We start from the raw sequence: 20,207 nt of genomic DNA, 5'->3' as shown, positions 1-20,207 counted from the left end.
GCACAAATGGCTAATTAGACCAGAGCCAACCAAACGGCATTAGCGTTCATGTATCTGGATGGAACATGATTCCACCTAGAACCTCCTTTGAGATCCTTGATGACTAGTTCGATCTGGGCATGTGCTCGGTGATCAGCCTCAAGGAAAAGCGTTTCGCCTTGTCGATCGGTAATAAATGCGTGATAGTCATAGTCTCTAAATAGTGCCAGCTGAGACCCTGGAGTAGGCTTGACCCTTCGTACGATAAGACGAACGTCTTGTCTATCTCTTGCAAATGCGCGATATTTCACTTCTGCTACATCAGCTCCACCTTCAAGCCAGTAGACAATTGAAGTCCAGGCATCCTCTTGGATATCGGAGATGATACCTTTTAGTCTCTTGGACATCCGTGTTGTAATGCAAATGCGAACATCACCCGCACTAGCTGCGTCTCTAACGGCTCTTGAGTAGAACCCAGAGTCAAAACGCATGGTTATTTCACCAGTTGCTCCAGCGGCTCTGGCATTGTTGATTACCTGGGTTACAAACTCCCCGGCACCACGGGCGGTATTGGCATTGCCTTCACGTGTCACTATTCCAAGAATGTCACCTGTCTTGCCAACAGCTGCTAGGTGTGGGTGATACCCCCTTACTTTGGTATAACCAAAGTAAGCTCCTTCTTTTTTGTTTCCATATACCTGACATATCGTGGAATCAACATCAATGGTGAGTGACTCATCACCTGGACCTGCTCCAGCTAGCCAGGCTCGTTCTAGCAACAAAGCTGCAACTCGTTCAACATCTGCGATGTCACTGGTCTCAAAACTACGCAAGAAGACACCAAGAGTGGATGGTGCTGGCATTATCTGACCAAGGATAACTTGTGCATTTGGGCTTTCAAGGATTGCAGTGTCATCAATGCAATCACCACCGGCCAAGATAGATGCGACGATAGCCATAGCTTTTCTGCCAACATTTGCTCGTCCAGGACGATCCTCTAGGTCAATGTGTAAATCAAAGAGATCCCTAAGGCCAAGTCTCTCAGCAAGGGTGATAGGGAGTATTAACCCACTGTTGGAAACTGCGTTCGAATCGTCAAAGGTGACTATCAAACACTCTAAAGCACTAGCAGATGCTCGCATCTAAAAGGTGCTCCTTGAACTGATGGATTTGAAGTGTCTTCAAACATCATTCTACCAGTTCAGAGCACCTTTTCTATGTCTAAATCAAAGTTGATCGACTAAATTTTCGGTGGATCCAGGATTAAAGATAAACCAACTAGTCAAACTCGATTAAGAGGCAGTTCAGTCAAACACTCTAAAGCACTAGTAGGTGCTTGCATCTAAAAGGAGTATCCTTATTTTACTAATAACAGCTTCTTTTTAATCCTTTGGATAAAGGATCATCACTCCTCGAATTCTCGCCCTATTGAGTTCTTCTTATTTTAAATGAGCAGATGCTAACCATCCTGACACCTAGGGTCGCCGCACAATCTAGGCAGCTCTGTATTATATAGCGGCATAATTGTGACGCTAAGATCTCAGTTGAAAGTCACAAGTGAAAGATGTTAAGTGAAAGCGATGTTATCATGACCGACCTAATAACTCCGCGACTCCAACTACACGCGATCGATGTGGCGGAGGGTGAACGTATCGTGTAGCGCAGTACGGGACCTTCTGACGCTTGGGCGCAAGATTATCCATTTGACGGTGACGTTATCGGGGTCGGGATGTTCCTCCGAGCAAGTGCGATATCCGCAGAACAACGACCATTCGGTTATTACCGAATTTCTCGTCTCTCAGATGGGTTAGCAATCGGAGGAATCGGTTTCAAGGGAGCGCCCCCACCGGAAGCTTTGTCGAAATTGGCTATGGTTTTGCACCCTCAGCCCGTGAACACGGTTTGGCCGCGGAGGCAATCATGATCCTTTTGAAAGTAGCCAATGAAAATGGACTTAAAAGGGGCTCTCCTAACCCTCATGTGGGTCACCAAGACCCCATAACCGATAAGTAACGCCAGCACGATAAGAACTTTTGGGTCTTTAAAAGCATTGAATGAAACGTGCACGGTTTGTGACCTCTAAATTTGAAGTTACTAACACACAGATTTAGGAGATCTAACCGTGCACGCTAACTCTCTAGTCAAGCAGTTGCTTGACGTTAAAGGTGTCATTGTCAACGATATTTTTATCTCAAAAGATGAAATTGTTGTAGATGTCAAACTTGCACGATCCAAACTCGCATGTCCACCGTGTTGTTGAATAAGCCGTAAATTCAAAACAAAATACCGCTACGACATCAGAACTTGTCAACTCACGCTGGAGACATCTTGACATGGGAATACGTCGTACTTGGATCTCTTGTGCCCTACGGAGACCGAAATGCCCCAATCATGGAGTAATCACTGAGTCAGTGCCATTTGGGTGACCGGTATCTGAATCTCGCTTCACGAGAGACTTTGAACATCTAGTTGCCGGCTCAACCGCAAAGATGGATAAAACAACAGTTACGAAGCTCACCCGGATTGCTCAGAAAACAGTTGGTACGATCTGTGAGAGAGTAGTAGCCAAAGAGATCGATCCAAAGCGACTAGAGAAGCTCTCAATAATAGAGGTAGATGAGATTGCCTATCGTAAACACCATAAGTACATAACCCAAGTTATTTAGAGCCCGTAACAGATCATGAAACTGGAAAGATCGTCTATGGAGCAGAAGGAAAAAGCGCTAAGAGTCTAGATGGGTTCTTATGTGAGCTTGGTTCGCAACGTTCCAAGCTCTCACACAAGTAGCAACAATGGACATGGGACCAGCTTTTGCTAAAGCTTTCGCTGATCGCACACCAGATACTCAAATCGCACTCGATCCTTTTCATGTCGTTAAATTGGGCACTGAGGCCCTGGAGGAGGTAAGATGCGACCTATGGCGCCAACTGAGAAAACTTCCTACTCCAGATTACGCCCGTAGGTTTGTGAGTGCAAGATGGGCATTACTAAAGAATCCTGGTGATTTGACTCAACGCCAAAATGAGACTCTACGTCAAATAAAGTCAACCGCTGCAATACTTCTAAAGCCCTTAGAGATGAAAGAATCCCTAAGAGGGATATTCGGTAGTGGATTATCCAATGACGAAGTAGCTGAGTTCTTGGATTCCTGGTGTGCTCGTGCTTCACGATCACAGATACCTAGCTTTGTCAGATTATCAAAGACAATTCGAATCCATAAAGCTGGAATTATGGCTGCTATTGAGCCCCCTAGCTTGAAAAGGGTGTCTCCAATGGAAGGCTTGAGGGTCTAAACAATATATTAGATCCGCCATTGCTAGATGCTATGGTCTTCACTCTGCAAAATCAACACTTGGCTTGGTGATGCTTTCATGCGGTCCGATTGATCTCAAGCTCCCCTACGAAAGGGTTGCTTGATCCACATCTATGTTAGGAGAGCCTTAAAAGGGTTACTGCCAATACAACTCCAGACAACATTGCTTCGCAGCGCTCCCTACTAAGTGCAGGATTCAGCCTTGAAAGCGTTGACTCTGAACTGTGCCATTTTGCGGTGACCTTCTAAGAGCTAGGCACTTTACAGTTGGGATGATCACTGAAACAATTCGTTTTCCGAACGTACAAGGGCACAATTGATGGCCCTGGTTGTTCCCAAAGCACTCTTAGTGTCAAATTTGCTTTCACTTGTGACGGACTACGGTTCAGCGATTTAATACCCATTGCCACCGCTTAGATATGGTTCGAAATACGAATATCCCTTTCAGGGCGTATTTTGCATCTCGCAAAAGCAGGGAAATCGGTAGAGTTGACTTCCTGGTTACCGATTGACCCCACATGGCTAACACTTGGGTGATTTTAAGGTTCTTCATCGCAACGTCGCTGGAGAACCTAGTGTTGCGCCATTCCTCTTAGGAGACGTGCAAAAAATAGCAATCGGTGCTTGGCATCCGTAATAGTATTTTGAGTCCGGGCTTTTGCAGCAAAAATTTCGAGGAAACTGCTCCGGCTAACAAACGCACAGAAGCATGAAATACAAATCCATGCCCGCATCACCCACCTGCCAGTTGAAGTAATTGCGAACGCCTTCGAAATACACAAGGGTCAGACTCCCAATTTCAACGAAGGTCGAAGACTGAAGTTTTGGGGGCTTCAATCAGCCGAAGTGACTACTTAGAGACTAAGTGAACTATATCGACAATTACAAGGTACGAAACGAGTCCCATCACCATTAGGTAAATAGTTGTCATTTGCCACTTGTAACGATAACCAATAGCCCAGAATCTACGGATACCCCGAGCATCAAAGGCTAAAGCTATAACACCGACCGGTATTCCAATCGCGGGACCAACTCCAGCCGTTGCCCCTACTCCAAACAAGGGAAGGACAAAAGGGAGTATGACATAGCTCAAGATGCAACGAAATCCTGAGATAACCATCGAAACACTAAAGAGCTTTTGAGCAGCTTCTTGCTGGTTACTTGTCTTATCTACCGCCTTGATGCGTAGGAATTTGTTAACCGCGCCATCTACTGATGTTGGCTCTGAACTGCGGTCCTCAAAGTTTTCCTTTGTGCTTGCCATACCTTCGATATCCCATCAAATGATTAGTAACGTGTAAACGCCTTTGCCTACTCTCACAACAACCTCAGCTGAATTAAATTCGCTTCTTGATCCATCTCTTACTCTGATCATGCACCGTCGATCGCCAATCTGGCTCACCGAATGACCTAGCGGCATAAGAGGCTTCCCGTCGCATAAGCAAAGTTGTGACAACTTTTCTATTATTACAGAATAGTGCGCCTTCCCCATATGTGCCAAAATTAGTGCCTTGTCAAGCTCACCTTGGTAGCGTAATGCCTACAGAACTTCCAGCTAGCCACCACCGAGCAGCTATTTTGATCAAAGAATTGAACCAACGGGAGCGCAATCGGTTTCCGTGAGGGAGCGGTCAAGCGACCTCGTTCTTTCTCGGTCTACCTGATTTACCTCTTGGGAGTATCTGGTTCTCTATGTACTTTCCCACCGTCTCTAATGGGTTCCCACCGCAAGACACTACCGACTATGAGGGTGGCCAAAAGCACTTCCCCCACATGGCATCTCGGACTTCCGGCTAGTTTTTTAGCTTTGCTCTTATGGCTGAGAGCGTCTTCATAGACATCGGCAATCTTGAGAGAACAACTTTAGCTGCGTTGGTTATCGACAGGTGAGCATGATCGCCCTCTGTCTCAAAAGCATCGGAGATGGAATCAAAACGAGTACACACTTCAAGAATCGCGGGTTTGATCTCGTCAATTACTCTGTTTGTCATTACATAACGGCGATATTTAGCCTGAATCCACAGAAATGGACCAGCTTGAGCCCTTCGGTGTGACTCTGAGTCGGTTTTTAGGAACTGATTTAGGTTTGACGGAGGGTCTATGGCTTAAATCTGGTTTCAGAGTGCCAAATATGACCTAATCCCTTTGTGGTTGAGCCTGTTTGGTCATTTTTGAGATTGTGAAATCTCATTTTGGGTATAGTGACCTAATCCCTTGTCTTCTAGAGCAGTTCCTTCAAGTAATATTCAGTGTGTTAGGTAACCAGATGTTCAGGTGATGGCGATCTCAAACTTTCTGATCCGATCAAGAGCCTCTAAGAACTTATCCTTATAGTGCCAGTGTTCTTCAAGATGCAGTATTACTTTTCTAGCTGAACGAGTGATATGTCCTGCGATCTGAAAGTAACACCGTCGAAGCTTTGGTGTGGTTATTACAGTTTCTGTAATAGCACCTATTCGTGCCAGGTTGTGTGCAGTTGCACCGTGCCAGGTTGTGTGCAGTTGCACCGTGCCAGGTTGTGTGCACTTGCACCGTGCCAGGTTGTGTGCAGTTGCACCGTGCCAGGTTGTGTGCAGTTGCACCGTGTCGGGTTGTGCAGTTGCACCGTGTCGGGTTGTGCAGTTGCACCGTGTCGGGTTGTGCAGTTGCACCGTGCCAGGTTGTGTTCAATTGCACCAATGGCTAACCAGACCAGAGCTAACCAGACCAGAGCCAACCAAACGGCATTAGCGTTCATGTATCTGGATGGAACATGATTCCATCTAGAACCTCCTTTGAGATCCTTGATGACTAGTTCGATCTGGGCATGTACTCGGTGATCAGCCTCAAGAAAGAGCGTTTCGCCTTGTCGATCGGTAATAAATGCGTGATAGTCATAGTCTCTAAATAGTGCCAGCTGAGACCCTGGAGTAGGCTTGACCCTTCGTACGATAAGACGAACGTCTTGTCTATCTCTTGCAAATGCGCGATATTTCACTTCTGCTACATCAGCTCCACCTTCAAGCCAGTAGGGAATTGAAGTCCAGGCATCCTCTTGGATATCGGAGATGATACCTTTTAGTCTCTTGGACATCCGTGTTGTAATGCAAATGCGAACATCACCCGCACTAGCTGCGTCTCTAACGGCTCTTGAGAAGAACCCAGAGTCAAAACGCATGGTTATTTCACCAGTTGCTCCAGCGGCTCTGGCATTGTTGATTACCTGGGTTACAAACTCCCCGGCACCACGGGCGGTATTGGCATTGCCTTCACGTGTCACTATTCCAAGAATGTCACCTGTCTTGCCAACAGCTGCTACTAGTGTCCCCTCTCATAATTTCCCTGAAACTGAGGAATTAATCCCTTCGTAAGGTTGTTCTCCTTCGTAAGGTTGTTCTCCTTGGTAAGGACATAACCTTGCAAGGGAGAACGATGCAAAGTCACACCATTTCAGAGGAGCCAAACATTGATGCCAACCAGAGCAAGCCGCCCAAGAAGAGATCTGGACGACAAGCTTCGGTGGTTCCGCTCAGTCCCAAAGAACGTAGCGAATTAGAAGCAGTGGTAAGAAAGTCCACAGCTCCCATAGGACAGGTGGCAAGGGCCAGCATTGCCCTATGGAGTAACGAAGGGGTTGGAACCAACGAGATCGCGCAAAGACTTCAGATATCTACAGAGACGGTATGCAAATGGAAGCGGCGTTTTATCAACTACGGAGTGGAACTTCTCGATGACGCACCGAGAAGTGGAAAACCGAGAAGCATTGATGACGAAAAGATCGCCGAGATTCTAAGGATCACTTTGGAAGAAGAGCCCCCGCTTGCTACCCAGTGGTCGACGTCTTCAATGTCCAAGCGGATCGGGGTATCACCAGCGAGCATCTCACGTATCTGGAGAACCTTTGGCCTCAAGCCCCATGTCTTGGGATACTTCAACATCAGTACCGATCCGGCCTTTACCGAAAAGGTCCGCGACATAACTGGGATCTATCTCAATCCCCCTGATGCTGCACTGGTACTATGTATTGACGAAAAGACACAGATCCAGGCGTTGGATAGAACCCAGCCACTGCTTCCCATGAGACCTTTTGTTCCAGAGCGGCAAACACATGACTACAAACGCAACGGCACAACAAATCTCTTTGCAGCACTTGATGTTGCCTCTGGCAAGGTGATCACCAACACCACAAAGGCTCATCGGGCGATCGAGTTCATAGCCTTTTTGGATCAGGTGAAAAAAGAAGTTCCAAAAGAACTCGAAGTCCATATCATCCTGGACAATTATGCAACGCATAAAACCGATGCTGTACGGGCCTGGCTCATAAAAAACCCCAGATTCCACTTCCATTTTACACCCACCTACTCCTCGTGGATGAACCTGGTTGAGAGATGGTTCTCGGAACTGACTACCAAAATGCTCCACACATCCACCCATAAGTCACAAAAGCAACTCGTTGCTTCGATCAACACCTGGGCAGAGCGCTGGAACCAAGACCCAACACCATTTAGGTGGGTAAAGACAGCTGACGAGATATTCGCATCGATGGCAAAGTATCTGGGGAACTAGAACTCAGGGAACTTATGAGAGGGGATACTAGTGGGTGATACCCCCTTAGGTTGGTATAACCAAAGTAAGCTCCTTCTTTTTTGTTTCCATATACCTGACATACTGTGGAATCAACATCAATGGTAAGCGGCTCATCACCTCGACCTGCTCCAGCGAGCCAGGCTCGTTTTAGCAACAAAGCTGCAACTCATTCAACATCTGCGATGTCACTGGTCTCAAAACTACGCAAGAAGACACCAAACCTAGAAGGTGCTGGCATTATCTGACCAAGAATCACTTGTGCATTTGGGCTTTCAAGGATTGCAGTGTCATCAATGCAATCACCACCGGCCAAGATAGATGCGACGATAGCCATAGCTTTTCTGCCAACATTTGCTCGTCCAGGACGATCCTCTAGGTCAATGTGTAAATCAAAGAGATCCCTAAGGCCAAGTCTCTCAGCAAGGGTGATAGGGAGTATTAATCCACTGTTGGAAACTGCGTTCGAATCGTCAAAGGTGACTATCAAACACTCTAAAGCACTAGCAGATGCTCGCATCTAAAAGGTGCTCCTTGAACTGGTTGTTTTTTGACTATTACAACCTAAAGTTTACCAGTTCAGAGCACCTTTTCTATGCCAAAATCAAAGTCGATCGGCTAAATTTTCGGTGGATCCAGGGTTAGGTTCATGGTGGGAGTCGCCAACTCTACGAGGAGTGCCAAGGGATGCAAAAGCTATATCCCGAGTCAGCTCGAAAGGTCAAAAAGAAAAAGGCAATCTTTGGATCGACCTCTTGGTGCTTATTAATTCGAAGAGAACGCCAGATAAACTCATGGCTCAGCTGACTTTTTAAAAATTGACGCTTGATTCACTGAAGTGAAATATATTATCTCTCCAGCAAGTATCAAAGATAAACCAACTAGTCGAACTCGATTAAAAAGCAGTTTAACTGCTTCATTTCATTCAAGTCAGAGATATCGTCAACACCTCTTTTATGTAACCCTTCAATCAACGAAATCAGCTCCAAGGTCAGTCTGACTCGTATCAGATTGGCGAGCCTGGTACCTAGGCGCAATAATTTTCCAAACCTCAGCAGAAACGACTTGAATCATCGCAGCTACTGGAATTCCAATTAGAGCGCCAAGAAATCCGGCAAGATCCGCGCCGACCAAGACCGAGATGAGAACCCAAAGTGGATTCAGCTTCACCGCCTTAGCCATAATTATCGGATTGAGAATATGATTTTCCACCTGCTGATACGCGATAAAGACGACCAAGGATACTAAACCAGCTATCGGTGAATGCAAAAAGGCAATGGCTACTGTTGGCACGCCAGCAAGCAGCCCACCTACTAACGGTAGAAGATCCACGACTGCCACCCAAAGGGCTAAAAGCAAGACGAAAGGCACTCCGAGAAGCCACAGAGTAACTCCGACGATAATTCCTGCAATTGTCGAAGTTGCAACATTTCCAAAGACATAACCGGCAACCGCACGCTCACTCGCCTCGATCGTTCGGATAACTGTAGTGGATGTATTTTTACTCAAGAGTCCAAGAACCCCACGAATTATCACGGGACCTTCGAGCATGATAAAGACCGCCAATAGCGCAATCGTAATAAAACCTGTTATTCCTGAAAGCACAGTTCGAGTTGCAGATATCACTGGTCCAGTGAAATTGGTCAGAGCAGATGTAATCCTAGATGTGTTTTGAGCCACCCAGGATTCAATATGCAGTTGCTTGATTAGCAAGCCAAATTGACCCTGACCATTTTGAGCTTGAGACACTAAGGTTGGCAGCTCGTGGACAAAGGTAACTCCCGCCTGATAGAGAGGCTTCGTAAAGATATATAGAAGCCCAGATATCGCGGTCAGGCCTATAAAGACTACAAAAACTACCGCGATCGAGCGGCGCATGCGCAACTTTGACAGTCCACGAACTATTGGCTCTAGGACAATCGCTAGGATGCCAGATATTAGAAAATCCAATAACAGTCCTCGCAGCACAATTGCTAGATAGATGCCTAGTCCGGTCAAAACAACGATCAGATCAATCAATAGGATCCGCCGCATAAATTCAGCGCGAGAAGAACGTATCTCGAATTCCATGAAAACCTTAACCTTCATTTTGATAGATACTTATTAAGCTAAAAGCAACGCATTCGTTAAACTATGTCAACTTCTCTCCAATGAGAATCTAGCCATACGAATTCACGAGGGCGCCAAACTATAGCAAACGGAGCAGACAATCGGCGATTTCAAAGACAATGATCCAATTGATCACTCCTCCATGGCCAAAAAATGGAGGTCTCGTCTTCGCCTGCGTCGTTTTGCCATCAAGGGCATCAAAGGGGCGCTGCTACTGCTTGTTCTTGAATACCTCGTCCTACCCCAGCTAGCCGGGGCGAGAAAGTCTCTCAGCGTACTTGTTAACGTGAATGTAGCGTGGATAGGAGCCGGTCTCGGTCTCGAAATCGCAGCGCTAATCGCATACGCGAAGCTGACACAATCGGTATTGCCCACCAAGGTGCTCTCCCTTGGCAAGATCTTTAGAATAGACCTGGCATCCTTGGCAGTTTCACACGTGATACCTGCGGGAACCGCTGGAGGCACCGGAGTATCCATGAAACTCTTTACTGGCGGTGGCATACGAGCAACTGACGCCGGTTTCGCAATTGCAGTCCAAGGAATCGGTTCCGCGGTAGTTCTAAACCTAATCCTTTGGGTAGCTCTTATCATCTCAATTCCAATGAGAGGGTTCGACGCAATCTACGGAATCGCCGCCGGAATCGGCGCCGTTGTCTTCACCGTATTTTTCCTACTCCTGATTTTATTTACTCGAGGAGAGACAAAAGTTGAAAGATTGATCGATTGGGTTTCACGACGTATCTCATTCCTGTCCAAGGAAAAAGTAATGCCGATCCTACAGAGAATCGCCACTCGAATTCGCGATCTAGAATCCGATCCAGATCTCCTAAAGCGTGCAATAGTATTCGCGCTATTGAACTGGCTCCTAGACGCAGCATCGCTTTGGGTATTCATGGCTGCCTTTGGATATTACGTCAATCCAGACTCACTATTGGTCTCTTATGGATTAGCTAATGTTCTAGCAGCCATCCCAATTACCCCAGGAGGGTTGGGCGTTATTGAGGGTGTCCTCACCTCGACACTGGTGGGGTTTGGCTCGCCTCGCGCTATTGCAATCCTTGGGGTAATTGGATATCGATTAATCAACTTCTGGCTGCCGATTCCCGTTGGAGGCCTCCTCTATATCGGCGCAAATCGAAAGAACGGACCTACCACTGGAACATTACCAACGGTAATAAACAATGAACTACCCAGCGCAGAATCCAATGATGAACTTGAGGCTCGTTCCACTTCGATAAGTTCAAAGAAATTCATCGAAGCAATCACCAGGTCACATCTATTCCGCTACCGCAAGATAACGAAAGCTACCGATTGATCAACTTTTACACAAGGAAGCGGTTACAGGTTTAGAGAAATCGTCCATCTAAACACTACTATTTGGGTTTTGTTTTGGGCTAATCTCTTGGCCCAATCTCTAGAGCGCGAGCTAGAACTTTCACTAAAAAATTAAGCGGTTCGTAATCTTCCTTCGTCCGCTCGTAGCCGCTAACAAACTTTCCGACACATCTCTCCAGTCTCTGAACTGTACACCTCTGGACCATGCAGCTCTATAACGCTTTTCACCTGCTGGCGGGGTGTGTCTGAAAAACTCAATCGTTGAAACAGACAATAGGGCACCAAAATTTAAGCACACAACCATCCAAAGTCAAGACTCACCATGACCAGGGAGTACATGAGTGTCCTTATTCACAATGTAGCCATGCTGGCCATCGAGTCAACTTTCGATCATCTCTTCATTGAAGATGTCAAGCAAAGCGCCGACCTCTTTCGTAGCTTCATTGGGGTGGCGAAAATGCATTGATGCATTAACTTTGTAGTAGTTACGTCTACCAACTCTTGTCACCTCGACATAGCCATCCTCTACCAGGTCTGCGAGAATCATCTGAGTCGCTCTTTCGGTAATTCCAACCGCCTTCGCAATGTCTTTCATCAACGCATCCGAACGCGAATCAACTGCCAAAAAGACATGACCATGATTCGTCAGAAAGGTCCATTTTCGTCCAACTTTGTCCACTTGCTCACTCCTTGATGGATGTCATAATGACCGACTCCGACTAAACATTATTCCGGAATCAAAAATATTCCAAAGCCTGATGGAGCCAATTAATTTCCAAACGAAGTGGAGATTTTCCCAAAGGCGAAATCGGGTATAAAAAGTCATCGAAATAAACACTTCGCAAAGCAAACTTGTGATAAAGCTCACCAGGGCATCGCCTAAAACTTCCAATCCATGGAGAGCAATCCGTCAAAATGGGACAATAATAATTGAGACTCATTCAAACCGACCAATTAGCCAAGCAGGAAAAAGAAGGTTACTAACAGCGCTAAGGGCATGTTCTTGATCGTTTCTCTGTTGCCACGATATTTTGCGGCCACCAACAAACCCGAGATTGAGCTACCACCACAGCACCGAGTCTCAAAGAGATGACGCTTATCGTCGGCTATTCGCCACCTAGAGCGCAGGTGTAAAATGCATAGGTAGATGAGTGAGTGAGTGAATGAATGAAACCGCCGAAAAGGCAATTCAACTGATGGCAGCGAAATTCACATCATGGCAACCAATGTTTCCACAAGCCCGTTGTATATCATTTGGTTTCTCGGGCCAGAGCACCCAAAGTGGCAAATCGCAAGAACCAAATTGAACGAACCTAGCCTAAAACTGCCTACCTCGATTAAAAATTGGAATTGGCATTACCAATGAGATCCATAAAATCCCTTCTACCACCCGAATGAGGCGGCCATCACCATAAACACTCTAATAAAAGCAAGCAACACTAGTCGACCGAGTTGATAGATGGGAGTCGTTCTTGAATTAGTTAGCCATGATGGCCAAAAGGATCGGGGCACCCAAGGCAAACAAAATTCTCATCGATCTTGTCCACTCGGGAGAAGGTTCGCAACTAATTTTGAAATAGAATAAACCTTTTAAAAAATATCGCCTAAGTTGTCTCAGTAATGAGCGAACCAAGTTTCCTAAAGATCAACCAAATAGCGCCCACAGAGAACACCGGTGTAATTGTTGCCGCCCTCGATATGGGGTCTAACTCATTTCACCTAGTTGTGGCACGAGGTCATGGTCACAATAACTTTGAAGTTCTACTCAAAGAAAAGGTCATGATGCGCCTCGGTGATGAAGTCGCGCAAAACAAAGTGATATCGAACGAATCGGCAAAGTTAATCAAAGAGACGGTTGCTACTATGGCAAGCCTCGCCAGCGGTGTAGGCGCGAGCGAGATGGTCGCTTTGGCTACCGCAGCATTCCGAGACGCTAGAAATGCGGGTATCATCGTTGACGACTTAGAGGAGACCCTTGGCATTAAAGTCTCGGTAATCTCTGGACAAAAAGAGGCGGAATTAATCTGGAATGCGCTCACTCATGGGGTTGACTTCAATGGCGAAATGGTCATCGGCGCCGATCTCGGAGGTGGGAGCATGGAAATCACTGCGGGAACTCAAGATGCACTCGCCTATGCCAAAAGTTTCGCGGTAGGTGTAGGTCGCTTGACCACCCAATTTTCTAGCTCCAAAGCACCATCTGGCATAGATTCAAAATCTCTTCGGAGCCATCTTGAGGCAACCCTAGCCAATGAGCTACTTACCGTAAAATCAGAAATCGTCCCAACGACTCTTATTCTTTCTTCTGGAAGCTTCCTCAATATTGCCCGAATGGCCCTCCTTCGTACATCTCGGGCACAGTGGGAAAACACTTCAATAAATCAAGCCGAAATCGCTATATCACAGCTAAGATCGATCTGCTCGGACCTTACAAAGCTCGATCAAAAGTCTCGAAGCAAACTCTATGGCATCGACGAAAAGCGAATTGATCTACTTCCAGCCGGGGCAGAGGTCTTGGGACTCCTCTTAGACACACTGAAACCCGCTCGAGTTATCACATCTGAATGGGCACTTAGAGAAGGGATCATCCTACGAGAACTCTCTCAAAGAAGCGAAACAGAGTTCGAGGGATCACCTGAGTCGATCAAGCTTGCGTCGCTTACATCTGTGGCCGCCAGATATGGCTGGAACGAAGGCCATTCACGCCAAGTCGCAAACCTAGGTTTAGAGATCTTCGACCAGACTAAGGGCCTTCACAACCTCGGGGATTCAGATAGAGAACTTCTCTACCTAGCAGCCCTGGTTCATGATATCGGAGAATACATCTCAGTCGAGGGCCATGATCGCCACGGTGCCTACCTGTTGGAAAACTCACGACTTCCAGGTTTCAACAAAGATGAGCGAAATGAATTGCTCTCAATAGTCAGGTACCACAGACGTGGAACTCCAAAATCTGATTACGGGCCCTTTGGCGAACTCACCAAAGCCCGAGCAATCGTAGTAACAAAACTAGCTGCCATCTTACGTCTTGGTGATGCACTCGATCGCTCACATAGCCGCATCGTTGAAAAGTGCCGAATCGTGACCAATTCGACACAAGTCCTTCTTTTCGTTACATCACCGACAAAGATAGAACTTGAAGAATACGGGCTCAGGCGCAAACGTCAACTATTCGAAGACACATTTAATCGTGAAGTTCATCTAATTCAAGAGTAGCCATCTCCAAAGACAAGCAATAATCACTTAGTCGATGATCACTTGGTAGATCCAAATAACAACCTGAGCCTCCAGAAGTCTGATATGTTCCCGGGGCTATATTGATTCCCACCGCCCAGTCCCCATCACCAAAAGTAGTCAAAGGGGCACCAGTAGCTGCCAATGGACTCCAAGTACCACATCCCTGGGTCTGAAAACCAACGTCAGAAGCCAAAATAGTAACCACGCCGTGACCCGGTGGCGTTCCGTTCGCCAAAACACTAGAGAGCGATCCGCTCAAATCACTCGACCGCTCCCAATAACAACCTGAGCCTCCATAAGTCTGATAGCTTTCCGGGGAAATCTGCTTGCCGACGACCCAGGTGCCATCCGAAAAATTCGATCCCAACGATGCAGCTGCTGTCGTTTGAGACTGCGTCGCCGAAGTTGAAGCACCCAATGTACTGGAAGTAGTAGAAACAGGCGAATTTCTAGAACCAGTAGTAGTTAGTGGCTTATTCTTAGAAGCACTCACCTTAGATGAAGGAGTTGGTTTATTCTGATTGGTTGCAATAATGGCTAATTATGACCAACGCAGCGCCACCGATAGTCATCTTACGCTGGCGATTTTTTTAGGGCTGACATTAGAAATATCTAAATTCCAATCACTCGTAACCATGTATTAGAAAACCATTGTAACAAGTTGAATAGAGATATAAGCTCTTTTATAGATAGAGTTATCGATTCTTTTCTAAAAGTCTCAGTGCCATTATGAAACTTACTATTGAGCAGCAACCAAAGATATGAGTCCTGGAGTAGAATCAGAAAGATTTTGACTCCGAGGAGATACTCTGAAAGATTTACGCATTTTTATTCTTGCATTCCAAAATCAAGATATAAGCCCGCCTCGAACCCATTTAACTTCCAAGATGCCAAAACCAAAAGAATATCCCCGTTAAAAATGCTGTATGTCGTCTATTTCACAGGAGGATCAGCGTCAAACTTTGCCCCCTTGGAATCAGTCGGTTCTGAATTTTAAGGTACAAGCCACCCAGGCAATGACGACTAAATGTGCCTATTATGCGTCCCATAAAGTAGATTAACAAGATATTAAATCGTTAGGATATCATCGTAAGGTGATTGTTCAACACAAAGCTACCATTGCCATTGGTCCAGGGAATAGATCGAGCCAACTTTATTTTCACTTACACAATCGACACCAAGCAATCTAATCCGAATCAATAACGACCAGATAGATTCAAGACAAAATTACCTACAATCAAGAACAATAACCTTTCGATTTCAAGGCGTAGCGATAAACTCGCGCCTCTGGCTATGAAAAAATAAATCACTCAAAATTCTCGATTGTCTGTAATCCATCAGCTTTGGCAAAGCACGAGAATTCGGCCAATTTAGCCGCCAGCCAATCACCTAAAGCATTAAGTCCCCATCGTTAAACAATTAATAATTAAGGTACATCCCTATGGCCCAAAGGTTCCAGCGGCGCTCGTCGAAGTGCGATTCAATAGCGACATCCACCGCGCGGAGTCTTCATGGGCAATTCAAAAAACAGATCTAGAGTGCTTTAGTCTTGGCAGATCACCATTTTGTCGATAGAATCCCTTATGCCACAACGAAGCAAATCTCCAATTCTGATAGGCCTTATCATCCAGCGGTAAACCGGCTCTCCTGTCAATCATGAATCACATGGACATAACCTCTAGGCTGTGGAGAATTGACCCCAGCAACTTCAACCGATTCATCGAGAAGCTAACCTGTCAAAAAGTTATCTTTTACCCAAAACACAGGCCATCGTCGATCGCTCTTGCGTATTTTCTAGAAACGAGACAATAAAATTTCCAATAATCCATCGATCGAATTGGCTCAGAGCAACTTCCATCATTCCAATCACTACCTCGACACAGCAACTGTTGGATTGCCTCCGAGGACCACGACAAAAGCTATAGCCGAGACCCTAAAACTATGGGAAGAGGGGAACTTAGACATCCTTGCCTTTGACCAAGCCATAGAAGCGGCTACGAGAGATTTCGCATCGCTAGTAAAAACGTCACACAAAAACATTGGAATCATCTCTCAGGTGTCAACAGCAAGTGCACAAGTAGCGGCCTCGGTTAGCCCTGGTGGAACTGTTCTGCTCGCGATGGAAGACTTTACCTCTGTCCTTTTCCCTTTTATGACACGGGCCTCAATGGGCCAAATAAACCTCAGGATTGTTCCGCTTGTAAAGTTCATTGACTCAATCGATGACTCCATCGAACTCGCAGCCGTTAGCGCAGTTCAATCTAGCAGCGGTAAGGTAATAGACCTCACCGCACTCTCTGAGAGATGCAAGCTACATGGTGTGAGATCGTATTTAGACGCTACTCAGGCGATCACTTGGCTAGACATCAACTCAGAGCTTTTCGATGTCATCGCTGTGGGGGCCTACAAATGGTTATGTTCTCCTCGTGGAACAGGATTCATCTGCGTACAAGAAGAAGCCAGGAATTGGCTACAACCAATATTTTCAAATTGGTATGCGGGAGAAAATCCATGGACGTCCATCTACGGTCCACCACTTAGATTAGCTAGCGATACAAGACGCTATCAACTCTCGCCCGACTGGTTCGGTTGGGTCGGCGCGCAACATTCAATGGATTTAATCTCCAAGATCGGCGTAGCTGCAATTAAAAATCACAATCTGGAGCTTTCAAATGCATTCACAAATGAGTACGGTCTTGGCCCGACAGACTCCGCGATCGTCTCGATACCAGTTGAGCTGCAGCCACAACTCCTACACGAACGTAACTTGCGGACCTCGTATCGAAACAATAACCTCCGCCTATCCTTCCATTTCTACAACAATCTGAACGATGTTGAAGCAATGCTGCAACTACTTAGAGATTCAGCTAAATCACTCTAACAAAAACACTTCTAACAAGATAGGAGTGCCTTGGCACTAGGGATAGAACACGGATAGGAGTACCTGAACACAACAAAGACCCAGATCCGAACATAGCTCTTTGCTTGTCGCCGGATATGAATTACGCAATTGCACACTCCGAGGCATGTGGTTACCTTGCGATAGACCATATCCAATTAGAAAACTAGCCAGGCGTTTTCTCGCTCGACTTACAAAGATAAAAACAACGAGAATTCGCCCTCATGATATAAGCCCAATCAAAAGCCACAGGCTCTCGACCAACAGCGCTAAAGAGCTGGCACAAAAGCACCCAACTGCAACTTTATCAAGCCAAGGAGTGGGAACTTGATAAAAATTATTATGAATACATCTACAGAATCGATCCCGCAAGGGCGCTTAGCTACACGGAGATCAGCGATCTCGACCGAGTGGTCGAAACGAAAAAATAAAAAAACCGAAAAAATCCTGTCTAGACAACTTTGAAAGTGATACACTAAATTAAAGTTGTCTAGACAGGATTTTCAAATATGATCGAAATTCACCCAGGGAATCTATCGCTCGCCCAATTGCGGAGGATAAACCTCTCACATGAAGAGATATCTCTCGATACAAGTGCACTACCAAAAATTGCTAAAGCCGCAGATGCAATAGGTGCCATTGCTGCCAAAGGCGAGCCAGCATACGGAGTCAATACCGGCTTTGGACGATTAGCCACGACGCACATCGACTACGACCGCCTCGAACTTCTTCAAGAAAATTTAGTCCTCTCCCACGCAGTTGGAGTCGGATTGCCAATGGAAGATCCCGTAGTACGACTTGTAATGGTCCTAAAGATTGCAAGTCTAGCTCGAGGCCATAGTGGAATTCGATTCGAGGTAATCGACGCCCTTATCAAACTCTATAACGCTGGGGTAATGCCTATAATTCCATCTAAAGGTTCCGTGGGCGCCTCAGGAGATCTTGCCCCCCTTGCCCACATGGCGACGATCTTAATCGGCGTGGGCGAAGTGCGAATTGACGGAGTGCGCGCTAGTGCCTTGGTGGGTCTTAATCGCGCAGGTCTAAATCCACTAAAACTCGCTCCCAAAGAGGGGCTAGCGCTCTTGAATGGCACACAGGTATCCACAGCATTTGCTCTTCATGGACTATTTTCCATCGAGACATTATTTGCAACCGCCACGGTCGCCGGTTCCTTAGCTGTCGACGCCGCCGCCGGATCGACAGTTCCATTTGATGATCGAATTCATCAACTACGGGGCCACATCGGACAGATTGAAGTTGCTAAAAAATATCGTGAGCTTCTAAGCGGATCAGAGATTAACTTCTCCCACCAAGATTGCGCCAAAGTACAAGATCCATATAGCCTCCGCTGCCAGCCACAAGTAATGGGAGCAATATTTGATCAAATTATCCATGCCTCCAAAATCATTGAAATTGAGGCAAACTCGGTTTCTGACAATCCACTCGTCTTTCCTGACACTCTGGAAGTCCTCTCTGGTGGAAACTTTCACGCCGAACCGATCGCCTTTGCTGCAGACAACTTAGCAATCGCCGCCTCGGAGATCGGTGCTCTCGCCGAACGGAGGATTGCACTTCTAATCGACTCATCTCTCTCAGGACTGCCACCCTTTTTGGTGCGCGAAGGTGGCGTTAACTCTGGATTCATGATTGCCCATGTAACCGCAGCCGCCTTGGCGTCAGAGAACAAGTCACTAGCCCATCCAGCATCTGTCGATTCCCTTCCCACCTCAGCAAATCAGGAAGACCACGTCTCGATGGCAACCTTTGCCGCTAGGCGCTTGAGTGAGATAGCAAACAATGTGGCTGTTATCCTTGGAATTGAGATCTTGGTTGCAACCCAGGGGATCGACCTGCGGGCTCCACATAAGACCAGTAACGCTCTGGCCAAAGTGACTGAAATAGTTCGGCGAAAAGTGGCACATTACGAAATTGACCACTATTTAGCACCCGATATTGATGTAGCCAGACAGATGGTTGAAGAGGGTGTCATAGCAAACAGCTATCCCGGATGGACCACTACTTCCGGGCTGGATCTGCCTTGATCAACGAAGCGGGATATAGCTACGAAAAGATCAAAGCTTATCTCTTGAGCGAGATCGAAGGTGGTCGACTCGTCGCTGGCAGCAAGATACCTTCAGAAAATGAACTAGCAAGGCAGTTCGGGGTAGTTCGAATGACGGTAAATCGTGCAATTACAGAACTGGTCGGAGAGGGGATAATCTATCGAATCAAAGGCTCTGGGACATATGTCAGCGATGGCAGATTCGACACGACTCTAATCGAGATCGCGCCGATCTCAGAGACCGTATCTAAACGAGGGGCTAGCCATAGCGCCAAAGTTCAAACGGTGCGGCCCTTCCCTGCCTCGAAAGTTCTGGCTCGTGACTTCAACTTGGAGGAGGGAGCTCCTTTGTTTACCTCTGAAATCCTCCACTTTAGCGATTCCCGCCCAATTCAATATGAAGTGCGATATGTCAACCCTCAGGTTGCGCCTGATTATCTACTCCAAGACTTCGAAAGGATCACACCTACTGAATATCTAATAGCCGTCGCGCCTATCCAGCGAGTCGAATATGTAATAACAGCAATGGTGCCAACTCTCCACATAGCTAACGTTCTCGAGATGGTCCCACATGAACCAGTCCTAATGCTCCGAAGAAGAACGTTCGCCTTTGGCAAAGTTGCATCACTGGCCGAATTACACCACCCAAGCAGCCGCTTTGAATTCAGCGGCGTTATTTGATCGACAAAAAGACAATAACACAGCT

The 20,207-nt window shown here is 46.5% G+C and carries 17 protein-coding genes and 1 pseudogene; 9 read left to right on the top strand and 9 right to left on the bottom strand.

Annotated features, from left to right (window positions below; translation table 11 throughout):
• Nucleotides 1–14 precede the first annotated feature (14 nt).
• On the bottom strand, nt 15–1,121 hold the full coding sequence (locus ACIDITHRIX25_RS000000101585; protein ID WP_201732039.1) for an IS1380 family transposase: 1,107 nt from the start codon (nt 1,119–1,121) through the stop codon (nt 15–17).
• A 501-nt stretch (nt 1,122–1,622) separates the two neighbouring features.
• Here ACIDITHRIX25_RS000000101585 and ACIDITHRIX25_RS000000101580 point away from each other — a divergent pair.
• The 3 genes from ACIDITHRIX25_RS000000101580 (at nt 1,623) to ACIDITHRIX25_RS000000101570 (ending at nt 3,273) form a co-directional block, all read left to right on the top strand.
• Nucleotides 1,623–1,790 (top strand): hypothetical protein, encoded by a 168-nt coding sequence (locus ACIDITHRIX25_RS000000101580; protein WP_201732038.1) that lies wholly within the window; start codon nt 1,623–1,625, stop codon nt 1,788–1,790.
• 678 nt (nt 1,791–2,468) lie between these two features.
• A complete protein-coding gene (locus ACIDITHRIX25_RS000000101575; RefSeq protein ID WP_201732037.1) occupies nt 2,469–2,645 on the top strand; it encodes a hypothetical protein in 177 nt (58 codons plus the stop codon).
• Between the two features lie 127 nt (nt 2,646–2,772).
• Complete coding sequence (locus tag ACIDITHRIX25_RS000000101570; RefSeq protein WP_283770445.1) at nt 2,773–3,273, top strand: transposase; 501 nt, start codon at nt 2,773–2,775, stop codon at nt 3,271–3,273.
• Between the two features lie 870 nt (nt 3,274–4,143).
• Here ACIDITHRIX25_RS000000101570 and ACIDITHRIX25_RS000000101565 read toward each other — a convergent pair.
• The 4 genes and pseudogenes from ACIDITHRIX25_RS000000101565 to ACIDITHRIX25_RS000000101550 all read right to left on the bottom strand — a co-directional run.
• Nucleotides 4,144–4,557, bottom strand: a complete 414-nt coding sequence (locus tag ACIDITHRIX25_RS000000101565; protein WP_052607177.1) for a hypothetical protein — start codon at nt 4,555–4,557, stop codon at nt 4,144–4,146.
• A 529-nt stretch (nt 4,558–5,086) separates the two neighbouring features.
• On the bottom strand, nt 5,087–5,311 hold the full coding sequence (locus tag ACIDITHRIX25_RS000000101560) for a transposase (protein ID WP_283770453.1): 225 nt from the start codon (nt 5,309–5,311) through the stop codon (nt 5,087–5,089).
• 252 nt (nt 5,312–5,563) lie between these two features.
• Complete coding sequence (locus ACIDITHRIX25_RS000000101555; RefSeq protein ID WP_201732035.1) at nt 5,564–5,800, bottom strand: hypothetical protein; 237 nt, start codon at nt 5,798–5,800, stop codon at nt 5,564–5,566.
• Nucleotides 5,746–6,567: pseudogene (locus tag ACIDITHRIX25_RS000000101550) on the bottom strand (transposase); the annotation flags it as partial. The gene ACIDITHRIX25_RS000000101555 and the pseudogene ACIDITHRIX25_RS000000101550, both read right to left, overlap by 55 nt.
• A gap of 137 nt (nt 6,568–6,704) precedes the next feature.
• Between ACIDITHRIX25_RS000000101550 and ACIDITHRIX25_RS000000101545 the strand changes: the two are divergent.
• A complete protein-coding gene (locus ACIDITHRIX25_RS000000101545; protein ID WP_249685821.1) occupies nt 6,705–7,838 on the top strand; it encodes an IS630 family transposase in 1,134 nt (377 codons plus the stop codon).
• Nucleotides 7,839–8,025: 187 nt separating this feature from the next.
• Here ACIDITHRIX25_RS000000101545 and ACIDITHRIX25_RS000000101540 read toward each other — a convergent pair whose 3' ends face one another.
• Both ACIDITHRIX25_RS000000101540 and ACIDITHRIX25_RS000000101535 read right to left on the bottom strand, forming a co-directional pair.
• Nucleotides 8,026–8,376, bottom strand: a complete 351-nt coding sequence (locus ACIDITHRIX25_RS000000101540; RefSeq protein ID WP_052604058.1) for a hypothetical protein — start codon at nt 8,374–8,376, stop codon at nt 8,026–8,028.
• Between the two features lie 446 nt (nt 8,377–8,822).
• Entirely contained in the window at nt 8,823–9,926 is a 1,104-nt protein-coding gene (locus tag ACIDITHRIX25_RS000000101535) for an AI-2E family transporter (RefSeq protein ID WP_052604059.1), read from the bottom strand.
• Nucleotides 9,927–10,107: 181 nt separating this feature from the next.
• Between ACIDITHRIX25_RS000000101535 and ACIDITHRIX25_RS000000101530 the strand changes: the two genes are divergently transcribed.
• Nucleotides 10,108–11,280 carry a lysylphosphatidylglycerol synthase transmembrane domain-containing protein gene (locus ACIDITHRIX25_RS000000101530; protein ID WP_052604060.1) on the top strand — a complete coding sequence of 391 codons (1,173 nt, stop codon included), beginning with the start codon at nt 10,108–10,110 and terminating at the stop codon, nt 11,278–11,280.
• Between the two features lie 399 nt (nt 11,281–11,679).
• On the opposite strand, the gene ACIDITHRIX25_RS000000101525 is transcribed toward ACIDITHRIX25_RS000000101530, so the two are convergent.
• Nucleotides 11,680–11,979 (bottom strand): helix-turn-helix transcriptional regulator, encoded by a 300-nt coding sequence (locus tag ACIDITHRIX25_RS000000101525; protein WP_052604061.1) that lies wholly within the window; start codon nt 11,977–11,979, stop codon nt 11,680–11,682.
• Nucleotides 11,980–12,920: 941 nt separating this feature from the next.
• Here ACIDITHRIX25_RS000000101525 and ACIDITHRIX25_RS000000101520 point away from each other — a divergent pair.
• A complete protein-coding gene (locus tag ACIDITHRIX25_RS000000101520) occupies nt 12,921–14,516 on the top strand; it encodes a Ppx/GppA phosphatase family protein (RefSeq protein ID WP_052604062.1) in 1,596 nt (531 codons plus the stop codon).
• Here ACIDITHRIX25_RS000000101520 and ACIDITHRIX25_RS000000101515 read toward each other — a convergent pair.
• Nucleotides 14,485–15,030 carry an Rv1352/Rv1906c domain-containing protein gene (locus ACIDITHRIX25_RS000000101515; RefSeq protein ID WP_152625784.1) on the bottom strand — a complete coding sequence of 182 codons (546 nt, stop codon included), beginning with the start codon at nt 15,028–15,030 and terminating at the stop codon, nt 14,485–14,487. The genes ACIDITHRIX25_RS000000101520 and ACIDITHRIX25_RS000000101515 overlap by 32 nt on opposite strands.
• Nucleotides 15,031–16,374: 1,344 nt before the next feature.
• Here ACIDITHRIX25_RS000000101515 and ACIDITHRIX25_RS000000101510 point away from each other — a divergent pair.
• From ACIDITHRIX25_RS000000101510 to hutC, 3 genes are all read left to right on the top strand, one after another.
• Nucleotides 16,375–17,418, top strand: a complete 1,044-nt coding sequence (locus ACIDITHRIX25_RS000000101510; protein ID WP_052604064.1) for an aminotransferase class V-fold PLP-dependent enzyme — start codon at nt 16,375–16,377, stop codon at nt 17,416–17,418.
• 527 nt (nt 17,419–17,945) lie between these two features.
• Nucleotides 17,946–19,481 (top strand): histidine ammonia-lyase, encoded by a 1,536-nt coding sequence (hutH, locus tag ACIDITHRIX25_RS000000101505; RefSeq protein WP_249685819.1) that lies wholly within the window; start codon nt 17,946–17,948, stop codon nt 19,479–19,481.
• Nucleotides 19,448–20,182, top strand: a complete 735-nt coding sequence (hutC, locus tag ACIDITHRIX25_RS000000101500) for a histidine utilization transcriptional repressor HutC (protein WP_213333480.1) — start codon at nt 19,448–19,450, stop codon at nt 20,180–20,182. Before hutH ends, hutC begins: the two co-directional genes overlap by 34 nt.
• The last annotated feature ends 25 nt before the right edge of the window (nt 20,183–20,207 follow it).

Source organism: Acidithrix sp. C25, assembly GCF_904848545.2.
Note: the sequence above shows the minus strand (reverse complement) of the source record. Positions and strands in the feature narration are given on the sequence as shown.

Coding starts and splice junctions, on each gene's coding strand:
- ACIDITHRIX25_RS000000101545 (WP_249685821.1), top strand. CDS start 6,705: ATGCAAAGTCACACCATTTCAGAGGAGCCAAACATTGATGCCAACCAG.
- ACIDITHRIX25_RS000000101540 (WP_052604058.1), bottom strand. CDS start 8,376: ATGCGAGCATCTGCTAGTGCTTTAGAGTGTTTGATAGTCACCTTTGAC.
- hutC (WP_213333480.1), top strand. CDS start 19,448: ATGGACCACTACTTCCGGGCTGGATCTGCCTTGATCAACGAAGCGGGA.
- ACIDITHRIX25_RS000000101575 (WP_201732037.1), top strand. CDS start 2,469: ATGGATAAAACAACAGTTACGAAGCTCACCCGGATTGCTCAGAAAACA.
- ACIDITHRIX25_RS000000101530 (WP_052604060.1), top strand. CDS start 10,108: ATGGCCAAAAAATGGAGGTCTCGTCTTCGCCTGCGTCGTTTTGCCATC.
- ACIDITHRIX25_RS000000101565 (WP_052607177.1), bottom strand. CDS start 4,557: ATGGCAAGCACAAAGGAAAACTTTGAGGACCGCAGTTCAGAGCCAACA.
- ACIDITHRIX25_RS000000101585 (WP_201732039.1), bottom strand. CDS start 1,121: ATGCGAGCATCTGCTAGTGCTTTAGAGTGTTTGATAGTCACCTTTGAC.
- ACIDITHRIX25_RS000000101535 (WP_052604059.1), bottom strand. CDS start 9,926: ATGGAATTCGAGATACGTTCTTCTCGCGCTGAATTTATGCGGCGGATC.
- hutH (WP_249685819.1), top strand. CDS start 17,946: ATGATCGAAATTCACCCAGGGAATCTATCGCTCGCCCAATTGCGGAGG.
- ACIDITHRIX25_RS000000101570 (WP_283770445.1), top strand. CDS start 2,773: ATGGACATGGGACCAGCTTTTGCTAAAGCTTTCGCTGATCGCACACCA.
- ACIDITHRIX25_RS000000101520 (WP_052604062.1), top strand. CDS start 12,921: ATGAGCGAACCAAGTTTCCTAAAGATCAACCAAATAGCGCCCACAGAG.